Below are 22649 nucleotides of genomic sequence, written 5' to 3'. Positions count from 1 at the left end.
CAAAAGAATATTAAATTATGTCAGCACACGCAGATACACACGAAGCACACGCAGAGCACCATCATAAAGAAACGTTCATGACTAAATATATATTTAGTATGGACCACAAAATGATTGCTAAGCAGTACCTAATTACTGGTACTCTTATGGGAATTATTGGGGTAATTATGTCACTAATGTTCCGTATTCAAATTGCATGGCCAGAAGAGCCTAATGTTATATTTGAAGCATTACTAGGAAAATGGGCTCCAGGTGGAGTGATGGATGCAGATATATATCTAGCACTAGTAACTATTCACGGTACCATTATGGTATTCTTTGTACTTACAGCTGGTTTAAGTGGTACTTTTAGTAACTTACTTATTCCATTACAAATTGGTGCACGTGATATGGCATCCGGTTTCCTAAACATGGTGTCTTATTGGTTATTCTTCATATCAAGTGTTATTATGTTAATCTCACTTTTTGTTGAAGCAGGACCAGCAGCAGCAGGATGGACAATTTATCCACCATTAAGTGCATTACCAATGGCCCAAGGTGGTTCTGGTATGGGTATGACTTTATGGTTAATATCTATGGCTATCTTTATTGCTTCTTCATTATTAGGATCATTAAACTATATTGTTACAGTAATAAACATGCGTACAAAAGGAATGTCTATGACTAGACTACCTTTAACTATATGGGCTTTCTTTGTAACAGCTATTATTGGTGTTGTATCATTCCCAGTATTATTATCTGCAGCATTATTATTAATAATGGATAGAAGTTTCGGTACTTCTTTCTTCTTATCAGATATCTTTATTCAAGGTGAGGTATTACACTACCAAGGTGGTTCGCCAGTTTTATTCGAACACTTATTCTGGTTCTTAGGTCACCCTGAGGTATATATCGTAATCTTACCTGCAATGGGAATTGTTTCAGAGATTATGGCAGCTAATTCACGTAAACCAATTTTCGGTTACCGTGCGATGATTGCTTCTATCTTAGCAATTGCATTCTTATCTACTATCGTATGGGGTCACCATATGTTCGTATCAGGAATGAACCCATTCTTAGGATCTGTATTTACATTTACTACATTATTAATTGCTATTCCATCAGCGGTAAAAGCATTCAACTGGATTACTACTATTTGGAAAGGTAATATTCAGATGAACCCTGCAATGGTATTCTCTATTGGTTTTGTTTCTACATTTATTACAGGTGGTTTAACAGGTATTATCCTTGGAGATTCAGCATTAGATATTAACGTTCACGATACATATTTCGTAATTGCTCACTTCCACTTAGTAATGGGTATATCTGCTATCTATGGTATGTTTGCAGGTATCTATCACTGGTATCCAAAAATGTTTGGTAGAATGATGAATAAAAACTTAGGTTATATTCACTTCTGGATTACTGCAATTAGTGCTTATGGAGTTTTCTTCCCAATGCACTTCATCGGAATGGCTGGTTTACCAAGACGTTACTATACAAACTCAACTTTCCCTTTATTTGATGACCTAGCAAACACAAACGTGATCATTACTGTATTTGCTTTAATAGGAGGAGCTGCACAGTTAATTTACTTATATAACTTCTTCACATCTATGTTCTACGGAAAACGAGCTGTTAAAAACCCATGGAAATCTACCACATTAGAGTGGACTACTGAAGTTAAGCATATCCACGGAAACTGGAAAGGAGATATCCCTCATGTTTACAGATGGCCATATGATTATTCTAAGCCAGGACATGATGTTGATTTCGTTCCGCAAAACGTTCCTTTAAAAGAAGGAGAAGAAGAACTTCAACACTAAATAAAAACTGCATTAGCAGATTTAAATAAAAAGACGAAAAGACCTTTGGATAGTTATAAGCTTTCAAAGGTCTTTTTCATTATATTTGTTTTGACTTCTTGGTCATTCTAAATTCCGTTTAGAATATATAAAATAATAGCATCTCAATTATCGTTGAGCTAACACTAATAAGTTCCCTTAATCACGGGAAATACTATGAACGAAAACCTAGATCCAACAGACCAAAATTTTTCTCCGGAAGAATTAGATGTAGAAAAAAAATTAAGGCCATTATCCTTTGATGACTTCACTGGGCAAGATCAAGTATTAGAAAACTTACAAGTTTTTGTGCAAGCTGCAAATGGTCGTGAAGAAGCATTAGATCACACCCTTTTTCATGGACCTCCAGGCTTAGGAAAAACTACTTTAGCTCATATACTTGCAAACGAATTACAAGTAGGTATCAAAGTAACCTCAGGACCTGTTTTAGATAAACCTGGGGATTTAGCTGGATTACTTACAAATTTAGAAGAACGCGATGTTTTATTTATAGATGAAATACATCGTTTAAGTCCAATTGTAGAAGAATATCTTTACTCTGCAATGGAAGATTATAAGATTGATATTATGATTGAAACAGGACCTAATGCAAGAACGGTTCAAATCAATCTGAATCCCTTTACACTTATTGGAGCAACTACTCGCTCTGGTCTATTAACAGCACCAATGCGAGCTCGTTTTGGAATTCAAAGTAGGTTGCAATATTACAACACAGAGTTATTAACTACCATTGTTCAGCGTAGTGCAGAAATATTAAAAGTACCAATCTCTATGGAAGCAGCCATTGAAATAGCTGGTAGAAGTAGAGGGACACCTAGAATAGCAAATGCCTTACTGCGTAGGGTTAGAGATTTTGCGCAAATAAAAGGTAATGGAAGTATCGATATTAAAATTGCTCGTTTCTCATTAGAAGCCCTAAATGTTGATGCCCATGGTTTAGATGAAATGGATAATAAAATTCTTTCAACTTTAATTGATAAGTTTAAAGGAGGCCCAGTAGGTATTACAACTTTAGCAACAGCAGTTAGTGAAAACTCAGAAACTATCGAAGAGGTATATGAACCTTTCTTAATACAACAAGGTTTCATTATGCGTACCCCTAGAGGAAGAGAGGTAACCGAATTAGCATATAAACATCTAGGTAGAGTTAAAGGTCCAAGGCAAGGCGATTTGTTTTAGAATTCAAAACATTTCACTATTCGCTTTGAAAGCTTTATAAATACTTTCAATAAGTACATCTTAATTTGAAAACTAAAAACAACATACCCACAGTTCCTTTAAGCCGATTCGTAAAACATTCGCTTGAGATACTCAAAAATCCGTTGCCTTTTCACCATAGGAATTTTGAAGAGCAAGGAGATGTTTTTAGATTGAAAATAGGCTTTCATACAGGTGTCGTTTTTATTCGAGATGCTGCTTTTGCAGAGTATGTCCTTCAAAAGAACCATAAGAATTATACTAAGTCTAAAATTCAAACAGAAGACTTGGTTAAATATGTTGGTAAAGGTTTATTAACGGCAGAAGGAGAGCACTGGAAAAGACAAAGAAAACTTATTCAGCCTGCCTTTCATAAAAAGCAATTACAAAATATTTTGGGGACCATTAAATCGGCAATTCTTACCGAGTATAAGAAGATCACACCCAATACTAAAATAGATGTTTTTCCAATTTTAAATGATTTAGCTTTTCAAACAGTGGTAAAATCTTTGTTTAGCTCTGCAGCAAATCAAGAAGATATTAACCGACTGCAATATATTACCGAGCAAGCTCAAAAGATGTTGGTAAAAGAACTTCGTCAGCCATATTTATCTTGGTGGTTTCATATTAGTGGGGAGATTAAAAAACATCTTGATTTAACGCAAGAAGCTAGAAAGATTTTAAAACGAATTGTAGCAGAACGAAGAGCTTCTTCTGTAAAACAACATGATTTACTGGACATGCTGTTAGATGCAAAGTATGATGACGGCAGTTCTATGGAAGAAGAACAACTTATAGACGAAATACTAATTTTATTTACTGCTGGTCACGAAACAACATCCAATGCACTTACTTTTACCACACAACTTTTAGCCTTATATCCAGAATGGCAAGAAAAGATTTTACAAGAGCGTGCTGAAGTATTAAAAGAAAGTGACGATTTAATGCAATTGGTTACAAAATCAAAAGTTTGTCAGCAGGTGATTGAAGAATCTATGCGCTTATACCCACCGGTATATTTTATAGATCGTGTAAATGTTGAAGATGACACATTTAATAGCTTACATTTTGAATCTGGATCTAATCTATTGTTTTCGGTTTACGAGATGCATCGCCACCCTGATTTGTGGGAACAAGCAAATAAGTTTATACCAGAGCGATTCAGTGAAGGTTCAAGAAAGTTCTCTTCGCAGTATTTCCCTTTTGGTGCCGGACCAAGAAAATGTATAGGTAATAATTTTGCTATGTTTGAAATGATTATTGCAATTTCAGAATTAGTCTTCACTTATAAAATCCTTCCAAATTTTGAGTCTATCGAAGTGACTCCTTTAATTACTTTAAAGCCTAAAAATGCTTTTTTAAAGTTTGAAAAACGAAGTTAATGCCTAATAATAAAGCCAAATACACAGAAATCATTAAAGCTGAAGCAAAACGCCTTGGTTTTTTATCTTGTGGAATTAGTAAGGCAGCGTTTTTAGAAGCCGAAGCACCTCGTTTAGAAGCATGGTTAAACAAAAGCATGAATGGTGAAATGCATTATATGGAAAATCATTTCGATAAGCGTTTAGATCCAACAAAATTAGTGGAAGGTTCAAAATCCGTTATTTCGTTATTATTAAATTACTACCCTGAAGAAAAACAACAAGATAACACCTATAAACTATCTAAATACGCTTACGGAACCGATTATCATTTCATTATAAAAGACAAATTAAAAACGCTGTTACATCATATTCAAGAAGAAATTGGAGAGGTTGATGGTCGTGCTTTTGTAGATTCCGCGCCAGTTCTTGATAAAGCTTGGGCAGCAAAATCAGGTTTAGGTTGGATTGGTAAACATTCTAATTTATTAACCCAACAAGTAGGTTCGTTTTATTTCATTGCAGAACTTATCATCGATTTAGAATTAGAATACGATTCAAGGGTAACCGATCATTGTGGTACTTGTACTGCTTGCATCGATGCTTGCCCTACCCAAGCCATTGTAGAACCTTATGTGGTTGATGGAAGTAAATGTATTTCATACTTAACAATTGAGCTAAAAGATAATCTTCCAACACAATTTCAAGGAAAAATGGACGATTGGATGTTTGGCTGCGATGTTTGTCAAGATGTTTGCCCTTGGAATAGATTTTCAAAAGCACATGCAGAGCCACTTTTTAATCCGCATCCCGAACTATTAGACATGACTAAAAAAGATTGGGAAGAAATCACAGAAGAAACTTTTAGAAAAGTATTTAAAAAATCGGCTGTAAAGCGCACAAAATATTCTGGCTTAGTTAGAAATATTCAGTTTTTAAAGAAATAGAACGCGAGACTGTTTTCTTTTTTCTATGTACTATTCGCTTAATAACTTATATTTGCTAGTTCCTTAAAATGAATAGCAATTATGAGTAAACAAAGCAAAAGAAGAGAAGCTTTAGTATATCACGCAAAGCCAACTCCAGGAAAGATTGAAGTAGTACCTACTAAAAAATATGCAACTCAAAGAGACTTGTCTTTAGCGTATTCACCAGGTGTCGCAGAACCTTGCTTAGAAATTGAAAAAGATAAAAACAACGCATATAAATATACAGCAAAAGGAAACTTAGTAGCTGTAATTTCTAACGGAACAGCCGTTCTTGGTCTAGGAAATATTGGTCCGGAAGCATCTAAACCAGTAATGGAAGGAAAAGGACTTCTTTTTAAAATTTTCGCAGGAATTGATGTTTTTGATATTGAAGTAGACACCGAAAATGTGGAGGAGTTTATTCAAACGGTAAAAATGATTTCACCAACTTTTGGAGGAATTAATCTTGAAGATATTAAAGCCCCTGAAGCTTTTGAGATAGAACGACGCTTAAAGGAAGAGTTAGACATTCCTGTAATGCATGATGACCAACACGGTACAGCAATTATTTCTGCAGCAGCCTTATTAAACGCATTAGAACTTTCAGAGAAAAATATTAAAGATGCTAGAATTGTAGTTAGTGGTGCCGGTGCCGCAGCAATTTCTTGTACTAGATTATATCAAGCATTTGGAGCGAGTCGTGAAAATATTGTGATGCTAGATAGCAAAGGGGTAATCAGACAGGATAGAGAAAACCTTTCTTCGCAAAAAACAGAATTTGCTACACATCGTAAAATAGATACTCTTGAAGAAGCAATGGTAGATGCAGATGTGTTTATCGGACTTTCTGCCCCAGATATTGTAACACCAGAGATGTTAAAGTCTATGGCAGAAAACCCAATAGTTTTCGCAATGGCAAATCCTAATCCAGAGATAGATTATCAATTAGCAGTAGAAACTAGAGATGATATTATCATGGCTACAGGTAGAAGTGATCACCCTAACCAAGTAAATAATGTTTTAGGTTTCCCATTCATTTTTAGAGGCGCGCTAGATGTTCGTGCTTCAAAAATCAATGAAGAAATGAAAATGGCAGCGGTAGTAGCCTTAGCAGATCTTGCAAAAGAACCAGTTCCAGAACAAGTAAATATTGCTTACGGGGAAACTAGAATGACTTTTAGTAAAGATTATATCATTCCAAAACCATTTGACCCTAGATTAATAACAACAGTTCCTCCAGCTGTAGCAAAAGCAGCAATGGAAAGTGGTGTAGCAAACGAACCTATTGAAGATTGGCATAAATACGAAGACGAATTGTTAGACCGTCTTGGTAGCGATAATAAAATTGTTAGACTTTTACTTAATAGAGCAAAAACAAATCCTAAACGAGTTGTGTTTGCAGAAGCAGATCACTTAGATGTTTTAAAAGCAGCACAAATTGTCTACGAAGAAGGGATTGCATACCCTATTCTTTTAGGAAGAAAAGATAAAATTGAAAAACTTAAGGAGGAAATAGAGTTTGATGCAGATGTGCCAATCATCGATCCTAAATCAGATGAAGAAGAAGAAAGAAAGAACAGATATGCAAAGGTGTATTGGCAACAGCGCCAACGTCGTGGAATGACGTATTATTCTGCACAAAAATGGATGCGTGAAAGAAATTATTTCGCTGCTATGATGGTGAATGAAGGAGATGCCGATGCATTGATTTCAGGATATTCTCGTAGTTATCCTTCGGTTGTAAAACCAATGTTAGAGTTAATTGGTATGGCTCCGGGTGCAACTAGAGTAGCTACTACCAACTTAATGATGACAAAAAGAGGACCGTTATTCTTAAGTGATACTTCTATAAATATTGATCCTACAGCAAAAGACTTAGCTAAAATTGCACAGATGACAGCTAAAACAGTAAAAATGTTTGGTATGGAACCGGTTGTTGCACTAACTAGCTATTCTAACTTTGGATCTTCATCTAACGATAAAGCTTCTAAAATGAGAGATGCAGTTTCTTTATTGCATAAAGTAAATCCAGATATGATTGTAGATGGGGAATTACAAACAGATTTCGCTTTAAACAGTCAAAGAATAAAAGATATTTTCCCATTCTCTAAACTTGTTGGAAGAAAAGTAAACACATTAATCTTTCCGAATTTAGATGCTGCAAATATTACTTATAAGTTATTAAAAGAACTTAATAAAGCAGATTCTATCGGGCCAATTATGATGGGAATGCGCAAGCCAGTACATATTTTACAGTTAAATGCTAGTGTTGATGAGATTGTAAACATGACAGCGATTGCAGTTATTGACGCGCAGGAAAAAGAAAGATGGGAAAAAAGAAGAGCGAAAAAACAAAGCGATTAAAATTTTTTAATCGTTAAAAATTACAGTTTCCGGGGATTTATTCCTACACCATGATAATGCGTAATTATTTTATTACATTTGAGAGTTTAACGAAGGTTCATATATGATTACACACATACAAGGGAAATTAGTAGAAAAAAATCCAACAGACGTTGTTATAGACTGTAATGGAGTAGGTTATTTGCTTAATATTTCTTTACATACATATTCTCAAATACCAGATCAAGAAAACCTTAAATTGTATACCTATCTTCAAGTAAAAGAAGATTCGCATACACTTTTTGGTTTTTCTTCTTTGGCAGAAAGAGAAATATTTAAACTGTTAATTTCTGTAAGTGGGGTTGGTGCTAGTACTGCGCGAACCATGCTTTCTTCGTTAACTCCTAAACAAGTAAGAGAGGGTATTGCTGTTGGTGATGTTGCTTTAATACAATCTATAAAAGGAATTGGAGCTAAAACTGCACAGCGTGTTATACTTGATTTAAAGGATAAGGTTTTAAAGATTTATGATATAGATGAAGTTTCTGTATCTCAAAACAATACAAATAAAGATGAAGCGTTATCTGCTTTAGAAGTTCTTGGTTTTAATAAAAAGCAAGCAGAACGTGCGGTTGATAAAGTTATTGCCACAGAACCCGATGCAAGCGTTGAAGTAATTATAAAGCAAGCTTTAAAAAACTTATAATAAGATTTGAATACAACTAACTACAATCCCACAAAAACAATCAAAAAGCAACTTGTTACCATGGTTGCCGTTTTGTTGTCTTTTGTAGCTTGGTCTCAAGAGCCAACTCCGCAAGATTCTACCAGTACAGGTTACAGTCTAGGTAACTTAGAGATGCCAAATCCAACAAGTATTGTTTCCAAATATACCTATGACCCAATTACAGACAAGTATATTTATACCGAAACAGTTGGAGCTTTCAATATTAATTATCCAGTAATATTAACTCCGAAGGAATATCAAGCACTTGTAGCTCAAGAAAATTTAAGAAGTTATTATAAAGAAAAAATTGATGCTTTTGATGGTAAAAAAGCAGGTAGTGAAGACGAACAGAAAAATCTTTTACCAGAATTTTATGTTGATTCTGGACTTTTCGAAACTATTTTTGGTAGTAATACCATTGAAGTTGTTCCACAAGGTTCGGTAGAAATGGATTTAGGAGTTTTGTTTTCAAAACAAGATAATCCAGCATTTTCACCAAGAAACCGAAGCAGCTTCACTTTTGATTTCGATCAACGAATTAGCCTAAGTTTATTAGGAAAAGTAGGTACGCGTTTACAAGTAACAGCAAATTATGACACCGAATCTACTTTCGATTTTCAAAATTTGGTAAAGTTAGAATACACACCTACCGAAGATGATATCATTCAAAAAATAGAAGTAGGTAACGTAAGTATGCCACTTAATAGTTCTTTAATTACAGGAGCACAGAGTTTATTTGGTGTAAAAACACAATTACAGTTTGGTAGAACAACCATTACAGCGGTTTTTTCTGAACAAAAATCAGACACCAAATCTGTTATAGCGCAAGGGGGAGGAACAATGGAAGAGTTTGAATTTTTTGCTAGAGATTACGATGAAAACAGACACTTTTTCCTAGCACATTACTTTAGAGAGAACTACGATGCTGCATTAAACAACTATCCGTTTATAAATACACAAGTTCAAATTACAAGAATTGAAGCTTGGGTAACAAATAGAAATAATAGAACAGAAAACGTAAGGAACATTGTAGCCTTGCAGGATTTAGGTGAAAGTGCAAGAGTAGGTTCAGCAGTAAACGTAACGGTAGGTCCAAATGCTTATCCTAGTAACAAAAACAATGCTTTCAATCCATTAAATATTGGTGGTGCTGGTTCACAATTAAATAGTCAGATTAGAGATATTGCAACCGTACAATCTGGAATTATGGTTGGTGGTGTAACCGAGGGAGCTGATTATGCGAAGTTAGAAAACGCAAGAAAACTACAAGAGGGACAGGAATATACATTAAACACTCAATTGGGGTATATTTCTTTAAACCAACGATTAAATAACGATGAAGTTTTAGCCGTAGCATTCCAATTTACTGTTGCTGGGCAAGTGTATCAAGTTGGGGAATTTGCTAACGACGGAGTAGATGCTACTGGTGTGAATACAGATTTTGACGGAAATGTAACAGGAGTAAATAATAACAACTTAGTTTTAAAATTATTAAAGAGTCCGATTACTTCTACAAATCAACCGATTTGGGACTTAATGATGAAAAATATTTATGATACAGGAGCGTATCAATTAAGTCAAGAAGATTTTAAATTAAATATATTTTATAACGAAGGTTCTCCAGTAAACTATATTACGCCGGTTTCAGGAACTACCTTCCCAATTTTTAATGGAAACACTTCTATTTCTGGTGATGATTCAGAAATTTCTGAAACACCTTTAATTCGCTTATTTCATTTAGATAAATTAAACTACAATAACGATCCGCAAGTTGGTGGTGATGGATTCTTCGATTTTGTGCCAAACATTACAGTTATTCCGCAAAACGGAAAAATTGTATTCACCAAAGTAGAGCCTTTCGGTCGTTATTTATTCGATATTTTAGATGATGATGGAAACCCATCTAACAATGAAGCCGATTATCAAGCAGATACCTATACCAATCCAAACCAGGAGAAATACGTATATGATGTGCTGTATAAGGAAACGAAAACAGCCGCTTTAGAAGAAGTAGAGAAAAATAAATTCCAAATTAAAGGACGTTATAAATCTGTTGGTGGTGAAGGAATTCCTATTGGAGCATTTAATGTACCTAGAGGTTCTGTGAAGGTTACAGCAGGTGGTCGTGTGCTAGTAGAAGGAATCGATTATACAGTAAACTATCAATTAGGTAGGGTGCAAATTTTAGATGAAGCCTTAAAAGCTTCAAATACACCTATTCAAGTTTCTACAGAAAATAATTCTATTTTCGGTCAACAATCTAAACGTTTCTTTGGAATAAATGTAGAGCACAAGGTTAGTGATAAATTACTTTTAGGTGCTACATATATCAGCTTAAAAGAAAGACCAATTACCCAAAAAGCAAATTATAACAATGAACCAATAAATAACCGTATTTATGGTTTCAATATTAATTATTCAACAGAGGTTCCGTTCTTAACAAGATTGGTTAATAAATTACCAAATATTGATACAGATGTTCCTTCTAATTTTTCTGTTTCTGGTGAAATTGCAGCATTGCGACCAGGTTCTCCAAAAGGAACCGATTTTCAAGGTGAAGCAACTTCTTATGTAGATGATTTTGAAGGTTCACAATCTGCTATAGATTTAAAATCGGCACAATCATGGTACTTATCTAGTAGACCTATTAGAGTAGACGGCACCGATACTTATGACGTTCAAAATATTACAAACGGTTACAACCGTGCCATGTTAAACTGGTATCATATTGATCCAATTTTCTATAGTAACCGTCGCCCAAGTGGAATAAGTGATGATGATATGTCTGGTTTATATACATCTAGAGTATTTATTAACGAGCTTTTCCCGCAGCAAGATATCGCACAAGGACAAACCACAGTAATAAACACATTAGATTTAGCTTATTATCCTAATGAGCGCGGGCCATATAACTTTCAAACGACTAATGTGGATATTCCAAACGGGATTTTAACCAATCCACAAGACTCTTGGGCAGGAATTTCAAGAGCTTTAACTTCAACAGATTTTGAACAAGCAAATGTGGAGTATATCGAGTTTTGGTTGCAAGATCCATTCCAAGAAAATGCTTCAAACCCTGGAGGTAAGTTAGTTTTTAACCTTGGAAATATTTCAGAAGATATTATTAAGGATGGTAGAAAAATGTACGAAAATGGTCTGCCTAAAGATGGAAACGTAAGTATGTTTAATCAAACAGACTGGGGTTCTGTTGTTCCATTAAACCAATCATTAATTTATGCCTTCGATTCCACAGGAGGAGAAAGAACAAATCAAGATGTTGGTTACGATGGTTATAATGATTTGGAAGAACAAAGCTTAAGTGCGGCTTATGCAGGTTTAGATGATCCTTCAAACGATAATTATGATTATTTCCTGAATAGAGAAGGAGATATTTTTGAAAGATATAAACGTTATAATGGTGTAGAAGGAAACTCTCCCGATGCGTTTTCAGATAACAATCGGGGTAGTACAACGCAACCAGATGTTGAGGATATTAATAGAGATAATACAATGAATACCATTGATAGTTATTTTGAATATGAATTAGATATCACCCCTTCAGACTTAAACTTAAGTAATCCATATATCGTTGATAAAAAAGATAGTCAGGTTAGAAACTTGCCTAACGGACAAACCGTAGTTCCTGTTTGGTATCAGTTTAGAGTTCCGGTTACAGAATTCACGAATGCAGTAGGAGGTATAGCAGATTTACGTTCTATACGTTTTGCCCGTATGTATGTAAAAGAATTTAGTCAGCCAACAGTATTTAGATTTGGTACATTAGATTTAGTACGTAGTGAGTGGAGAAGATACACTAGAACTTTAGATGAAGATTTAGGAGATCCGAATTTAGACTTAAATACAAACTTCACTCTTGGGGTTGTAAATACTTTAGAAAACGAAGGTGTATACCAATCTCCTCCAGGAGTAGAGCCAGAAGAACTTTATAACAACAATACCGTAATTAGACAAAACGAACAGTCCCTAGTTGTTAAGGTTTGTGATTTAGAATCTCATGATGCTAGAGCTGTTTATAAAAACATCAATGTAGATATGAGGCAGTATAAACAGTTAAAAATGTTTATGCATGCTGAAATGGGTGAAGACAGATCGCCACTTGCAGATGGAGAATTGGTAGGTTTTGTAAGAATGGGTAATGACCTTACGCAAAACTATTACCAAATAGAAGTACCTCTAAAAGTTTCTACAGGTACCTCTAGATCGGAACTTTGGCCAGAAGAAAACGAATTAAATATCCGATTAGAAATATTACAACAAATAAAAGCAAAAGCTATAGCCGATAATTTTAGTGCAACCGAAGCTACTTTTTACGATGTTGTAGATGGCGGATTAAGTGATAATCCAGTTCCAGAATATGCTTCTCATACAGTTGGACAGCAACGTGTAGCTATCTTTGGAAACCCGAACTTTGGAGATATTAGAACGCTAATGATAGGGGTTAAAAATGCAACTTCTAGTAATAGATGCGGACAAATTTGGTTCAACGAACTGCGTTTAGCCGAAATGGATAACGAAGGCGGTTGGGCAACGGTTGTAAGTGCAGATGCTAATATTGCAGATTTCGCAAATTTAAGTGCAACAGGAAGATATAGTACTTCTGGTTTTGGTTCTATTGAACAAGGTCCGCAAGAGCGTAGTATTGAAGATGTAAAACAATATGACGTTGTAACCAATGTAAATGTGGGGCAGTTATTACCAAAGAAATGGGGAATGCAAATTCCGTTTAACTATGGTCAAGGAGAAGAAAGCATCACTCCTAAATACGATAAACTATATGAGGATATCGAATTACAAACTAGAATTGATGCAGCTTCCACTACCGAAGAACAAGAAACCATAAAAGAACAATCTGAAACCTATACGAAGCGAAAAAGCATCAACTTCATTGGAGTAAGAAAAAATAGAACGACAGATAAAACACCACGTTTCTATGATGTAGAAAATCTAACACTAAGTTATTCATATAATAAAGTAGAACATAGAGATTTCGAAATTGAACGTTCTTTAGACCAACAAGTAAGAGCAGGAGTGAACTATGCATATAATTTCAATCCACTTGTTATAGAGCCTTTCAAAAAGAATGATTCTTTATTTAATAGTAAGTATTTAAAATTATTAAAAGACTTTAATGTTAGTTTATTGCCATCTAGTTTCACTGTAAATACAAACTATACAAGACAATTCAATAAACAAAAGTTTAGAGATGTTGATTTAGGTGGAGCAAATATTGGTTTAGAAGAATTATACAGAAGAAACTATAATTTCGATTTTCAATACACCATAAACTATAACTTAACTAAGGCGTTAAGTCTTGATTTTACTGCTTCCAACAATAATATTGTTAGAAACTATTTTGTAAACGACGAATTAAACGGAAGACAAGATTCTGATCTAGATGTTTGGGATGGCTTCTTTGATTTTGGGGATCCTAACAGGCAATACCAAAAACTAGGAGTAAACTATAAGTTACCATTAAATAAAATACCAACATTCAGTTTTATTGATGCAACCTATACGTATAGCGGAGAGTTTCAATGGCAAAAAGGATCTGATTTATTTGGAGACCTTCAGTTAGATGGGAAAACGTATGATTTAGGAAACTCTATTTCTAATGCTAACCAACATAATATTAATGCATCTTTAGATATGAATAAGCTGTATAAATATATAGGATTAGAACAAAAAAGAGGTAGAGCTAATTCTAGAGCAAGAACTAGTCGAGCAACACCTCCAGGAGCAGAACCTAATAATAGAACGCAAACGAAAAAAAGTAGTAAACTTGGTAATTTCGGAATAGGTTTAATCACTAGTGTAAAACGAATTCAGCTTAATTATAATGAAACCAACGGAACTTATCTTCCTGGATATTTACAAACACCAGGTTTTATAGGAACCCTTAAGCCAACGGTAGGTTATACCTTCGGAAGTCAGCGAGATATTAGAGAATTAGCCGCTCGTAACGGATGGTTAACCCAATATCCAGAATTTAATCAGCAGTATACGGAAACTACTTCCAAACAATTTGATTATTCCATCAATGTAGAACCATTTAGAGATCTTAAAATTGATATTGTTGGTAATAGAATTTACGCCGAAAACTTTGCAGAAAACTTTAATGTGAATAGCGATTTAGAATACCAATCCTTAACTCCTAATAGCTTCGGTAACTTTACTATCTCTTCTGCTTTAATAAAAACAGCATTTAGTAAAAGTGATGAGATAGAATCTAAACCTTTTGAAGACTTTAGAGAGAATAGGTTAATTATTGCAGAAAGATTGGCAGAAAAGTTCTATGGAAACACAAACTACACTAGGGATGCAGAAGGCTTCCCAGAAGGTTTTGGTAAATCTAGTCAGGCGGTATTATTACCAGCTTTCTTAGCTGCTTATAAAGGGCAAGATGCAGGTAAAACTAAAACCACAGCATTTAGAAATATTCCGGTGCCAAACTGGGATTTAAAATATGCTGGTTTTATGAAACTTAATTGGTTTAAAAAACGTTTTAAAAGATTCTCTCTATCTCATGGTTATCGTTCGGCATATACCATCAACCAGTTTAGATCTAACTTAGACTATACTGCTGCGCAAGAAGGAGTGGTGTTTGCAAACCAACCTGCAGATGCATTAGACCAAAACGGAGATTTCAAAAACAAGGAATTATACAGTAATATCAACTTAACAGAAATGTTTAGTCCGTTATTCCGTATAGACTTTGAATCTAAAAGCGATGTAAAAGTGTTGTTAGAAATGAAAAAAGATAGAATGCTATCTCTAAGCTTCGACAATAACTTAGTTACAGAAATTCAAGGTAAAGAATATAAAGTAGGATTAGGATACAGAATTAAAGACGTTAGAATGAAGTCTAAATTAGCTGGTCCTAGAAAAACAATTATAAGTGATATTAACTTAAAGGCAGATGTATCTTATAGAGACAATAAAACAATTATTAGATATTTAGATCTTAATAATAACCAAATTACATCTGGGCAATCCTTATGGAGTACGAAGTTTACAGCAGATTATGCCTTTAGTAAAAACTTAACCGGTATTTTCTATTTTGATTATACCTTCTCAGAATATGCTATATCTACAGCTTTTCCACAAACATCTATTAGATCCGGATTAACCTTAAGATATAATTTTGGTAATTAATATTTAAAATTACAAGACAATTAGATACATTTGCTAATAACAAAAAATTATTTAAAAATACTATGAATATTCCAGCAGAATTAAAGTACACAAAAGACCACGAGTGGGTTAAAATTGAAGGAGATGTAGCAACAGTAGGTATTACAGACTTTGCACAAAGTGAATTAGGTGATATTGTTTATGTTGAAGTAGAAACAGTAGACGAAACTCTTGATGCGGAAGAAATTTTTGGTTCCGTGGAAGCAGTAAAAACAGTTTCAGATTTAATTTTACCGCTTTCTGGTGAAATCATCGAGTTTAACGAGTCTTTAGAAGACGAGCCTGAGAAAGTAAATACAGATCCTTATGGAGATGGTTGGATGATTAAATTAAAAGCATCAGATCTTTCTCAACTAGATGATTTATTATCTGCTGAGGATTATAAAACACTTATTGGTGCATAAAAAGATAGCTTTTTTTGTTGCATTAGGTTACACAATAGCTTTAACTGCGGTTAGTTTAGTAAGCGTTTCTGGTATGCCAGATTTCGAATACTCTAATGCGGATAAGATATACCATTTTATTGCGTATTTTTTCCTTTCCTCTCTATGGTTTGTTGTGTTATTTAAGCGATATAAATTGCCTTTTTATAAATCATTATTGTATTCTGTTGTTGCTTCAATACTTTTTGGTATAATTATTGAAGTGTTACAAGCAATATTAACAGACTATAGGTCGGCAGATTACATGGATGTTTTAGCAAATACCATTGGTGTTAGCACAACAGTAATTACTTTATTGATATTGAAAAAAAAAGTAGTTAAAAAATAATACACACTTGCTTTTTTGCCAAATAATTGGTTATTTTAGCCTCTAGTAAAAACTAAAAAATATGGAACTGAAGAAAAATCCGAAAGCAAATGTTGGTAGAAACAGCACGCTATACTTTCTAATAGGTTTAGCATTAATGTTATTTTTAACCAATTACGCAATCAATTATAAAACGTATGATAAGTCTGCGATTGATATTGGTGTACTGAATTTAGATGATGAGTTAGAAGAAGAAATTCCAATTACAGAGCAATTACAAACGCCACCACCACCGCCACCGCCACCAGCAGCACCAGAAGTTATTGAGGTTGTTGAAGACGAGGAAGAAGTGGAAGAAACAGTAATTGAATCTACAGAAACATCTCAAGAAGAAGAAATCGTTGAGGTGGAAGAAATCGAAGAGATTGAAGAAGTAGAAGAAGATATTGAAGTTCCTTTTGCAGTTATTGAAAACGTACCTGTATTCCCAGGATGTGAAGGCGAAACAAATAACAATGCTAGAAAAAAATGTATGTCTGAAAAAATCGCTCGATTTGTAAACAAGAAATTCAACACAGATTTAGCACAAGATTTAGGATTAAAAACAGGTAAACATAGAATTAGTATTCAGTTTAAAGTTGACAAAAGCGGACAAGTTGTAGGAGTACGTGCAAGAGCACCACACCCAAGACTAGAAGCAGAAGCTGTGAAAGTTGTAAGTCAGTTACCTAAAATGAAACCTGGAATGCAACGTGGAAAAGCGGTAACAGTACCTTACGGTTTCCCTATCTCATTCATGGTTCAAGATTAAAAATTTAATTTTTATCATATAATTAACTCCCGTTACAAGTTTTGTAACGGGATTTTTCTTTTAATATAATATCGTTACTTACCACAAGAAAACTTCAAATTGTATAGTCTTTCTAATTATAAAAAAATAGTATCTTTCAGCATTAAAACAACAGTAACCATACTATGAAGAAATTCCTTTTTATATTATTTCTTTCTCCATTTTTATCGTTTTCTCAAGATGGAACCCTTTCTGAAAAACCACCTGTTTTCCCAGATTGCGAATCTGTAGCGATAGAACAGCTTCAGCATTGCTTCGACACACAAGTATTGACGCATATTTTCAATAATTTTAAAGTTCCTGAAACGATTTCTGAAGAAAAATATAAAGGGGAAGTTGTTGTTCTTTTTGAAGTTGATAAAGAAGGTGCTTTTAAGGTTATTTATATTGATGCCATGTACGAGGAGCTTAAAGAAGAAGCTACACGTGTTTTTGAAGACTTGCCGAAAATTACACCAGGAACATATAATGGAAAACCAACATTCAAACAATATACCGTTCCAATTCAGATACCTATCGTAAATCAAACTGTTGAAGCAAAAGTTGTTTCGGAAAAAGAAAAAGTACAATCTATTGAAGATGCTATAAAAACAGAATATGATAGTGTTAGCCAAAAATTAGTGCCTTACACAAATAAGGAATTCACCAGTCAGTTAAATATCCCTTTTACACATAGTGCCTATGCTAAATTTGATAGAAATATCAACTTAGTTGGAACCAATAGCCATACTGCATCTAAGCCATTTGTATATGAAGAAGTTTCTAAGTATTATGATTTTCAAGCGGCAAATGAATCTTTAAGCAAAGCGGATGCTTCACTTTTATCTAGAAAACTATGGGATGAACATTTAGTGCGTTACCAATCGGAAGACTATTGGTTTACTGTAGATCCTATTTTCGATTTACAAGTAGGAAAAGATACTGATGCAGATTTTAGTTCTACTTATAACAATACAAGAGGTATTTACATACAAGGAGGTTTAGGGAAAAGTAATAAGTTTAGTTTTCATGCTTCCGTTTTCGAAAGTCAAGGTCGATTTGCGCAATACTATAATCAATATGCAGAATCTATTAAGGGAGCAGATGAAACTGCTGTTATTCCGGGAAGAGGTATCGCGAAGCGATTTAAGTCAGACTCTTATGATTATCCCGTAGCCGAAGCTTACTTGTCCTATGCACCTGCAGCGTTTTTCAATGTGCAGTTCGGACACGGAAAAAACTTTATTGGTGATGGTTATCGTTCCTTATTTATAAGTGATGCAGCTAGTCCTTCTACATTCTTAAAGTTAAATACGAAGTTTTGGAAAATTAAATATACCAATACTTGGATGTGGCTTAAAGATATAAGACCATCTGCTAAAGACGATAGCGGAGCCTATTTAAGTAAATATATGGCAACGCACTACTTGAGTTGGAATGCTACAAAAAAACTGAATATAGGTTTGTTTGAATCTGTAATTTGGGCTAAAACCGATAATAGAAACTTCGAGATTAATTATATAAACCCAATAATATTTTACCGTGCTATAGAGTTTGAAACAGGTCAAAAGGCTGGTAATGCTATTTTAGGTCTATCTGCAAAGTATAAGGTGAATGATAATATTAATACCTATGGTCAATTTATCCTAGATGAATTTTCTCTTAATCATATAAAAGGTGGTGAAAAGAGTTGGAAGAACAAATTTGGTTACCAACTAGGTGTGAAGTATTATGATGCTTTTAAGTTTAAAAATTTAATGTTACAGGCAGAATATAATAGAGTAAGACCGTTTACCTATTCACATAATTCTTCTTTCTTGAACTACGGACATAATAACCAATCTATGGCGCATTTATGGGGAGCTAACTTTAGCGAGTTCATTCTGATTGGTCGCTATCATTATGATAGATGGTTTGGAAATGCTAAAGTGATTTTAGGATCTAGAGGTTTAGATTTTAATGATGGAACCGATAACTTTAGTTATGGAGCAGATATTTACAGGACGTATAATGATAGACCTTCAGATACGGGTGTTTTGGTTGGGCAAGGAAATAAAACAAATACATTTTTCGCCAATGTACAAGCAGGATATTTAATTAATTCGGCAACCAACCTGAAAATATTTGCAGATGTAAGTTTTAGAGATTTTAACCCTGAAGCAAATACACTAACTACATTTAAAAATAATACGGTTTGGTTTAATCTAGGAATAAGAACTGATTTATTTAATTGGTACTATGATTTATAAGATTTCTTGCAATTTTTCAAAGTAAAAAACCACATGTAAAAAGCTTGTAGTTTTTTCTTTTTAAATAAGGTTTTATAAAGTATCTTTGCCCTCGCAAAACAAAGCGTTTTAATTGGACACTACAGTTACATCTACAGTAAAACATTCGGTAATTTCCGATTTTAAAGAAATTACAAAAATGCGCTTAGCATTAAGCGTCGTGTTCTCTTCTCTTGCAGGTTATTTGCTAGGGGTTGAAACAGTAGACTATAAAACGCTAGTTCTTTTAGCTTTTGGTGGTTATTTTATGGTTGGAGCTTCTAATGCTTTTAACCAAATTATAGAAAAAGACCTAGATGCTTTAATGGACAGAACTAAAGATAGACCTGTTGCTGCAGGGCGTATGTCTGTGAATGTTGCCTTTTCAATTGCTGCCATCTTTACCATTCTAGGAATTACCATTTTATATACTATCAATCAGCAAACAGCAATGTTCGGTGCGATTTCTATATTCCTTTACACCTGTGTTTATACCCCTTTAAAAACAAAAACACCATTAGCTGTATTTGTAGGGGCAATTCCTGGGGCTATTCCATTTATGTTAGGTTGGGTTGCAGCTACAGATAATTTTGGAATTGAGCCAGGTACTTTGTTTGCAATACAATTCTTTTGGCAGTTTCCACACTTTTGGGCAATTGGATGGTTTTTGTTTGAAGATTATAAAAAAGGAGGCTTCTTTATGTTGCCAACAAGAAAAAGAGATAGGGCTAGTGCAGTGCAGGTAATCGTATATTCTGTATGGACGCTTTTAGCTTCGTTAATACCAGCATTTGGTATTACTGGTAAACTATATATTACACCAATATCAGCAGTTATAGTGGGGCTTTTAGGTTTGGGCTTTCTATATTATGCATTTCAATTATTCAAAAAAATGACTACGCAAGCAGCTAGAACTTTAATGATTGTTAGTGTTAGTTATATTACATTGCTACAAATAGTATATGTATTAGATAAATTTATACGTTAATCATGGATTTAACCCAAGGGACTTTAGAAGAAAAACACGGAAGAGCAAAAAAAATGATGCTCTGGTTTGGAATTATATCACTAGTTATGTCTTTTGCAGGATGGACTAGTGCATTTGTTGTAAGTAGTACACGACCAGATTGGTTAGAAGACTTCAAACTGCCAAATGCATTTATTATAAGTACAGTTTTTATAATACTTAGTAGTATTGCATTTCTTGTAGCAAAACGTGCATTAAAAAAAGACGATAGAAAACAGGTTACCATATGGCTTTTAGCTACATTGGTATTTGGTTTGCTATTTATTTTTAATCAGTTTAAAGGTTTTCAAGAAATTATTGATTTAGGGTATAATTTTACTGGTCCAACTAGTAATGTGACCATGTCTTATATCTATTTGATCGCAATGGTGCACATTTTACACGTTGTTGCAGGCTTGATTTGTTTGTTAGTAGTAATTTATAATCATTTTAAACAAAAGTATAGTTCTACTAATATGCTAGGCTTCGAATTAGCAGCAACTTTTTGGCATTTTATTGATATACTATGGATTTATCTGTTTTTATTCCTGTATTTTGTAGGATAAAATAGAGTGTAATAGCTAGATTGATAGGCTATCAAAGGCCTAGATTATTTAGAGAGTTTCAAAATTTAAAGATCTATGTTTCATTTGAGAAATAAAATGATTATTTTTGTCCAACTTTATTAAAAACTAAACCAATTATATGAACACGACAGTTGTAAATACTGGAACAGAAGAAAAGACTTGGGGAGGCGGTAAAGAGCCCTTGAACGCAAGTTATGGAAAAATGATGATGTGGTTTTTCATCACTTCCGATGCACTAACATTTACTGGGTTTTTAGCAGCTTATGGATTTTCAAGATTCAAATTTGCTGAAATTTGGCCAATAGCAGACGACGTTTTTACCCACGTTCCTTTTATACATGGAAATTATCCAATGATTTTCGTGGCATTCATGACCTTCATTTTAATTATGTCATCGGTAACTATGGTATTAGCCGTAGATGCTGGACATAAAATGAACAAAGCGAAAACCACAGTTTACATGTTCTTAACTGTTCTTGGTGGTTTGGTTTTCTTAAGTTCTCAAGCTTGGGAGTGGAACACATTTATTAAAGGTGATTTTGGAGCTGTATCAACTCACGGTGGTAATATTATTCAGTTTGTAGATACCGATGGGAATAGAGTAGCTTTAAAAGATTTCGCTATTGCACAACCAACAGAGCGTACACAACATCAAAACAAAAACGGACTTTGGTTCGCTGATGAAAAGCCTCTAACTAGCTTTACTTACGAGGAAGTTGTAGCAGGTTTTGAAGCTAATCCAAATATATTAGTTAAAACAACGTATTCTGATGAGAATGGTCACAAGACTATTCTTGATAGAAACGAGTCTTTAAAAGAATTAAAAACAAAAGGTAAAACAGTAGTAGAAGGTGCTAACTTAACTCATAACGAGTACGGACCACCATTATTCGCTAATTACTTCTTCTTTATTACAGGATTCCACGGTTTCCACGTATCTATTGGAGTGTTATTAAATATCATTGTTTTCTTCAATGTTATCTTAGGTACTTACGAGCGTAGAGGAAGTTATGAAATGGTTGAAAAAGTAGGATTATATTGGCACTTTGTTGATTTAGTATGGGTGTTTGTATTTACATTCTTCTACTTAGTTTAATTCAAAAAAAGATTATCAAAAATGGCACACGAGCATAAACTAGAAATATTTAGAGGACTTTGGAAATTTAAATCCAACACTCAAAAGATTTGGGGAGTATTAGCTTTCTTATCCTTTGTAACTGCAATTGAGGTAATTTTAGGTATATACAAACCTGAAATCTTAAACGAGCACTTTATGGGAATGAAACTTCTTAACTGGATTTTCATTATCTTAACTATTGTAAAAGCATATTATATTACTTGGGATTTCATGCACATGCGTGACGAAGTTTCTGCTTTTAGACGTATGGTAGTTTGGACAGGAGTGTTCTTAATTTGTTATTTAATCTTCATCCTTTTACAAGAAGGAGGATATGTTGGAGATGTTTTAAACTCAGGTTTTGTAAAACACGATTTTTAACATATTGATAAGTGTTTAATTTATATATAAAGGTGGTTTTTAAACCACCTTTTTTTATTT

The 22649-nt window shown here is 33.9% G+C and carries 15 protein-coding genes; all 15 read left to right on the top strand.

Annotation, left to right across the window (positions count from 1 at the left end):
- The first annotated feature begins 17 nt into the window (after positions 1 to 17).
- The 15 genes from DU428_RS01310 (at position 18) to DU428_RS01240 (ending at position 22589) form a co-directional block, all read left to right on the top strand.
- Positions 18 to 1805: a cytochrome c oxidase subunit I gene (locus tag DU428_RS01310; RefSeq protein WP_072348392.1), complete on the top strand. Its 1788-nt coding sequence runs from the start codon at positions 18 to 20 to the stop codon at positions 1803 to 1805.
- 195 nt (positions 1806 to 2000) lie between these two features.
- The gene (ruvB, locus tag DU428_RS01305) at positions 2001 to 3023 is read left to right on the top strand and encodes a Holliday junction branch migration DNA helicase RuvB (protein WP_113965620.1); all 1023 of its coding nucleotides are present in this window, start codon (positions 2001 to 2003) and stop codon (positions 3021 to 3023) included.
- A gap of 65 nt (positions 3024 to 3088) precedes the next feature.
- Positions 3089 to 4423, top strand: coding sequence for a cytochrome P450 (locus DU428_RS01300; RefSeq protein ID WP_072348397.1), 1335 nt, complete (start codon positions 3089 to 3091; stop codon positions 4421 to 4423).
- Complete coding sequence (gene queG / locus DU428_RS01295) at positions 4423 to 5349, top strand: tRNA epoxyqueuosine(34) reductase QueG (RefSeq protein ID WP_113965619.1); 927 nt, start codon at positions 4423 to 4425, stop codon at positions 5347 to 5349. The genes DU428_RS01300 and queG overlap by 1 nt, the downstream gene beginning before the upstream one ends.
- A gap of 81 nt (positions 5350 to 5430) precedes the next feature.
- A complete protein-coding gene (locus tag DU428_RS01290) occupies positions 5431 to 7734 on the top strand; it encodes an NADP-dependent malic enzyme (protein WP_072348401.1) in 2304 nt (767 codons plus the stop codon).
- A 103-nt stretch (positions 7735 to 7837) separates the two neighbouring features.
- On the top strand, positions 7838 to 8419 hold the full coding sequence (ruvA, locus tag DU428_RS01285; RefSeq protein ID WP_072348403.1) for a Holliday junction branch migration protein RuvA: 582 nt from the start codon (positions 7838 to 7840) through the stop codon (positions 8417 to 8419).
- 60 nt (positions 8420 to 8479) lie between these two features.
- Complete coding sequence (sov, locus tag DU428_RS01280; RefSeq protein ID WP_165839145.1) at positions 8480 to 15613, top strand: T9SS outer membrane translocon Sov/SprA; 7134 nt, start codon at positions 8480 to 8482, stop codon at positions 15611 to 15613.
- A 62-nt stretch (positions 15614 to 15675) separates the two neighbouring features.
- Positions 15676 to 16056 (top strand): glycine cleavage system protein GcvH, encoded by a 381-nt coding sequence (gene gcvH / locus DU428_RS01275; protein WP_072348407.1) that lies wholly within the window; start codon positions 15676 to 15678, stop codon positions 16054 to 16056.
- Complete coding sequence (locus DU428_RS01270; RefSeq protein WP_243633432.1) at positions 16049 to 16423, top strand: VanZ family protein; 375 nt, start codon at positions 16049 to 16051, stop codon at positions 16421 to 16423. The genes gcvH and DU428_RS01270 overlap by 8 nt, the downstream gene beginning before the upstream one ends.
- Before the next feature lie 61 nt (positions 16424 to 16484).
- On the top strand, positions 16485 to 17213 hold the full coding sequence (locus DU428_RS01265) for an energy transducer TonB (protein WP_072348409.1): 729 nt from the start codon (positions 16485 to 16487) through the stop codon (positions 17211 to 17213).
- 164 nt (positions 17214 to 17377) lie between these two features.
- Positions 17378 to 19480: an energy transducer TonB gene (locus DU428_RS01260; RefSeq protein WP_113965617.1), complete on the top strand. Its 2103-nt coding sequence runs from the start codon at positions 17378 to 17380 to the stop codon at positions 19478 to 19480.
- A gap of 112 nt (positions 19481 to 19592) precedes the next feature.
- A complete protein-coding gene (gene cyoE / locus DU428_RS01255; protein ID WP_072348412.1) occupies positions 19593 to 20486 on the top strand; it encodes a heme o synthase in 894 nt (297 codons plus the stop codon).
- 2 nt (positions 20487 to 20488) lie between these two features.
- Positions 20489 to 21070: a cytochrome c oxidase subunit 3 gene (locus tag DU428_RS01250; protein ID WP_072348413.1), complete on the top strand. Its 582-nt coding sequence runs from the start codon at positions 20489 to 20491 to the stop codon at positions 21068 to 21070.
- 139 nt (positions 21071 to 21209) lie between these two features.
- Positions 21210 to 22187: a cytochrome c oxidase subunit 3 gene (locus DU428_RS01245; RefSeq protein ID WP_072348414.1), complete on the top strand. Its 978-nt coding sequence runs from the start codon at positions 21210 to 21212 to the stop codon at positions 22185 to 22187.
- 21 nt (positions 22188 to 22208) lie between these two features.
- Positions 22209 to 22589, top strand: a complete 381-nt coding sequence (locus DU428_RS01240; protein ID WP_072348416.1) for a cytochrome C oxidase subunit IV family protein — start codon at positions 22209 to 22211, stop codon at positions 22587 to 22589.
- Positions 22590 to 22649: the final 60 nt, after the last annotated feature.

Source organism: Oceanihabitans sediminis, from assembly GCF_003337215.1.
GTDB classification, from domain to species: domain Bacteria; phylum Bacteroidota; class Bacteroidia; order Flavobacteriales; family Flavobacteriaceae; genus Oceanihabitans; species Oceanihabitans sediminis.
The sequence above is the reverse complement of the archived record's forward strand: the minus strand, read 5'-3'. Positions and strand labels throughout refer to the sequence as shown.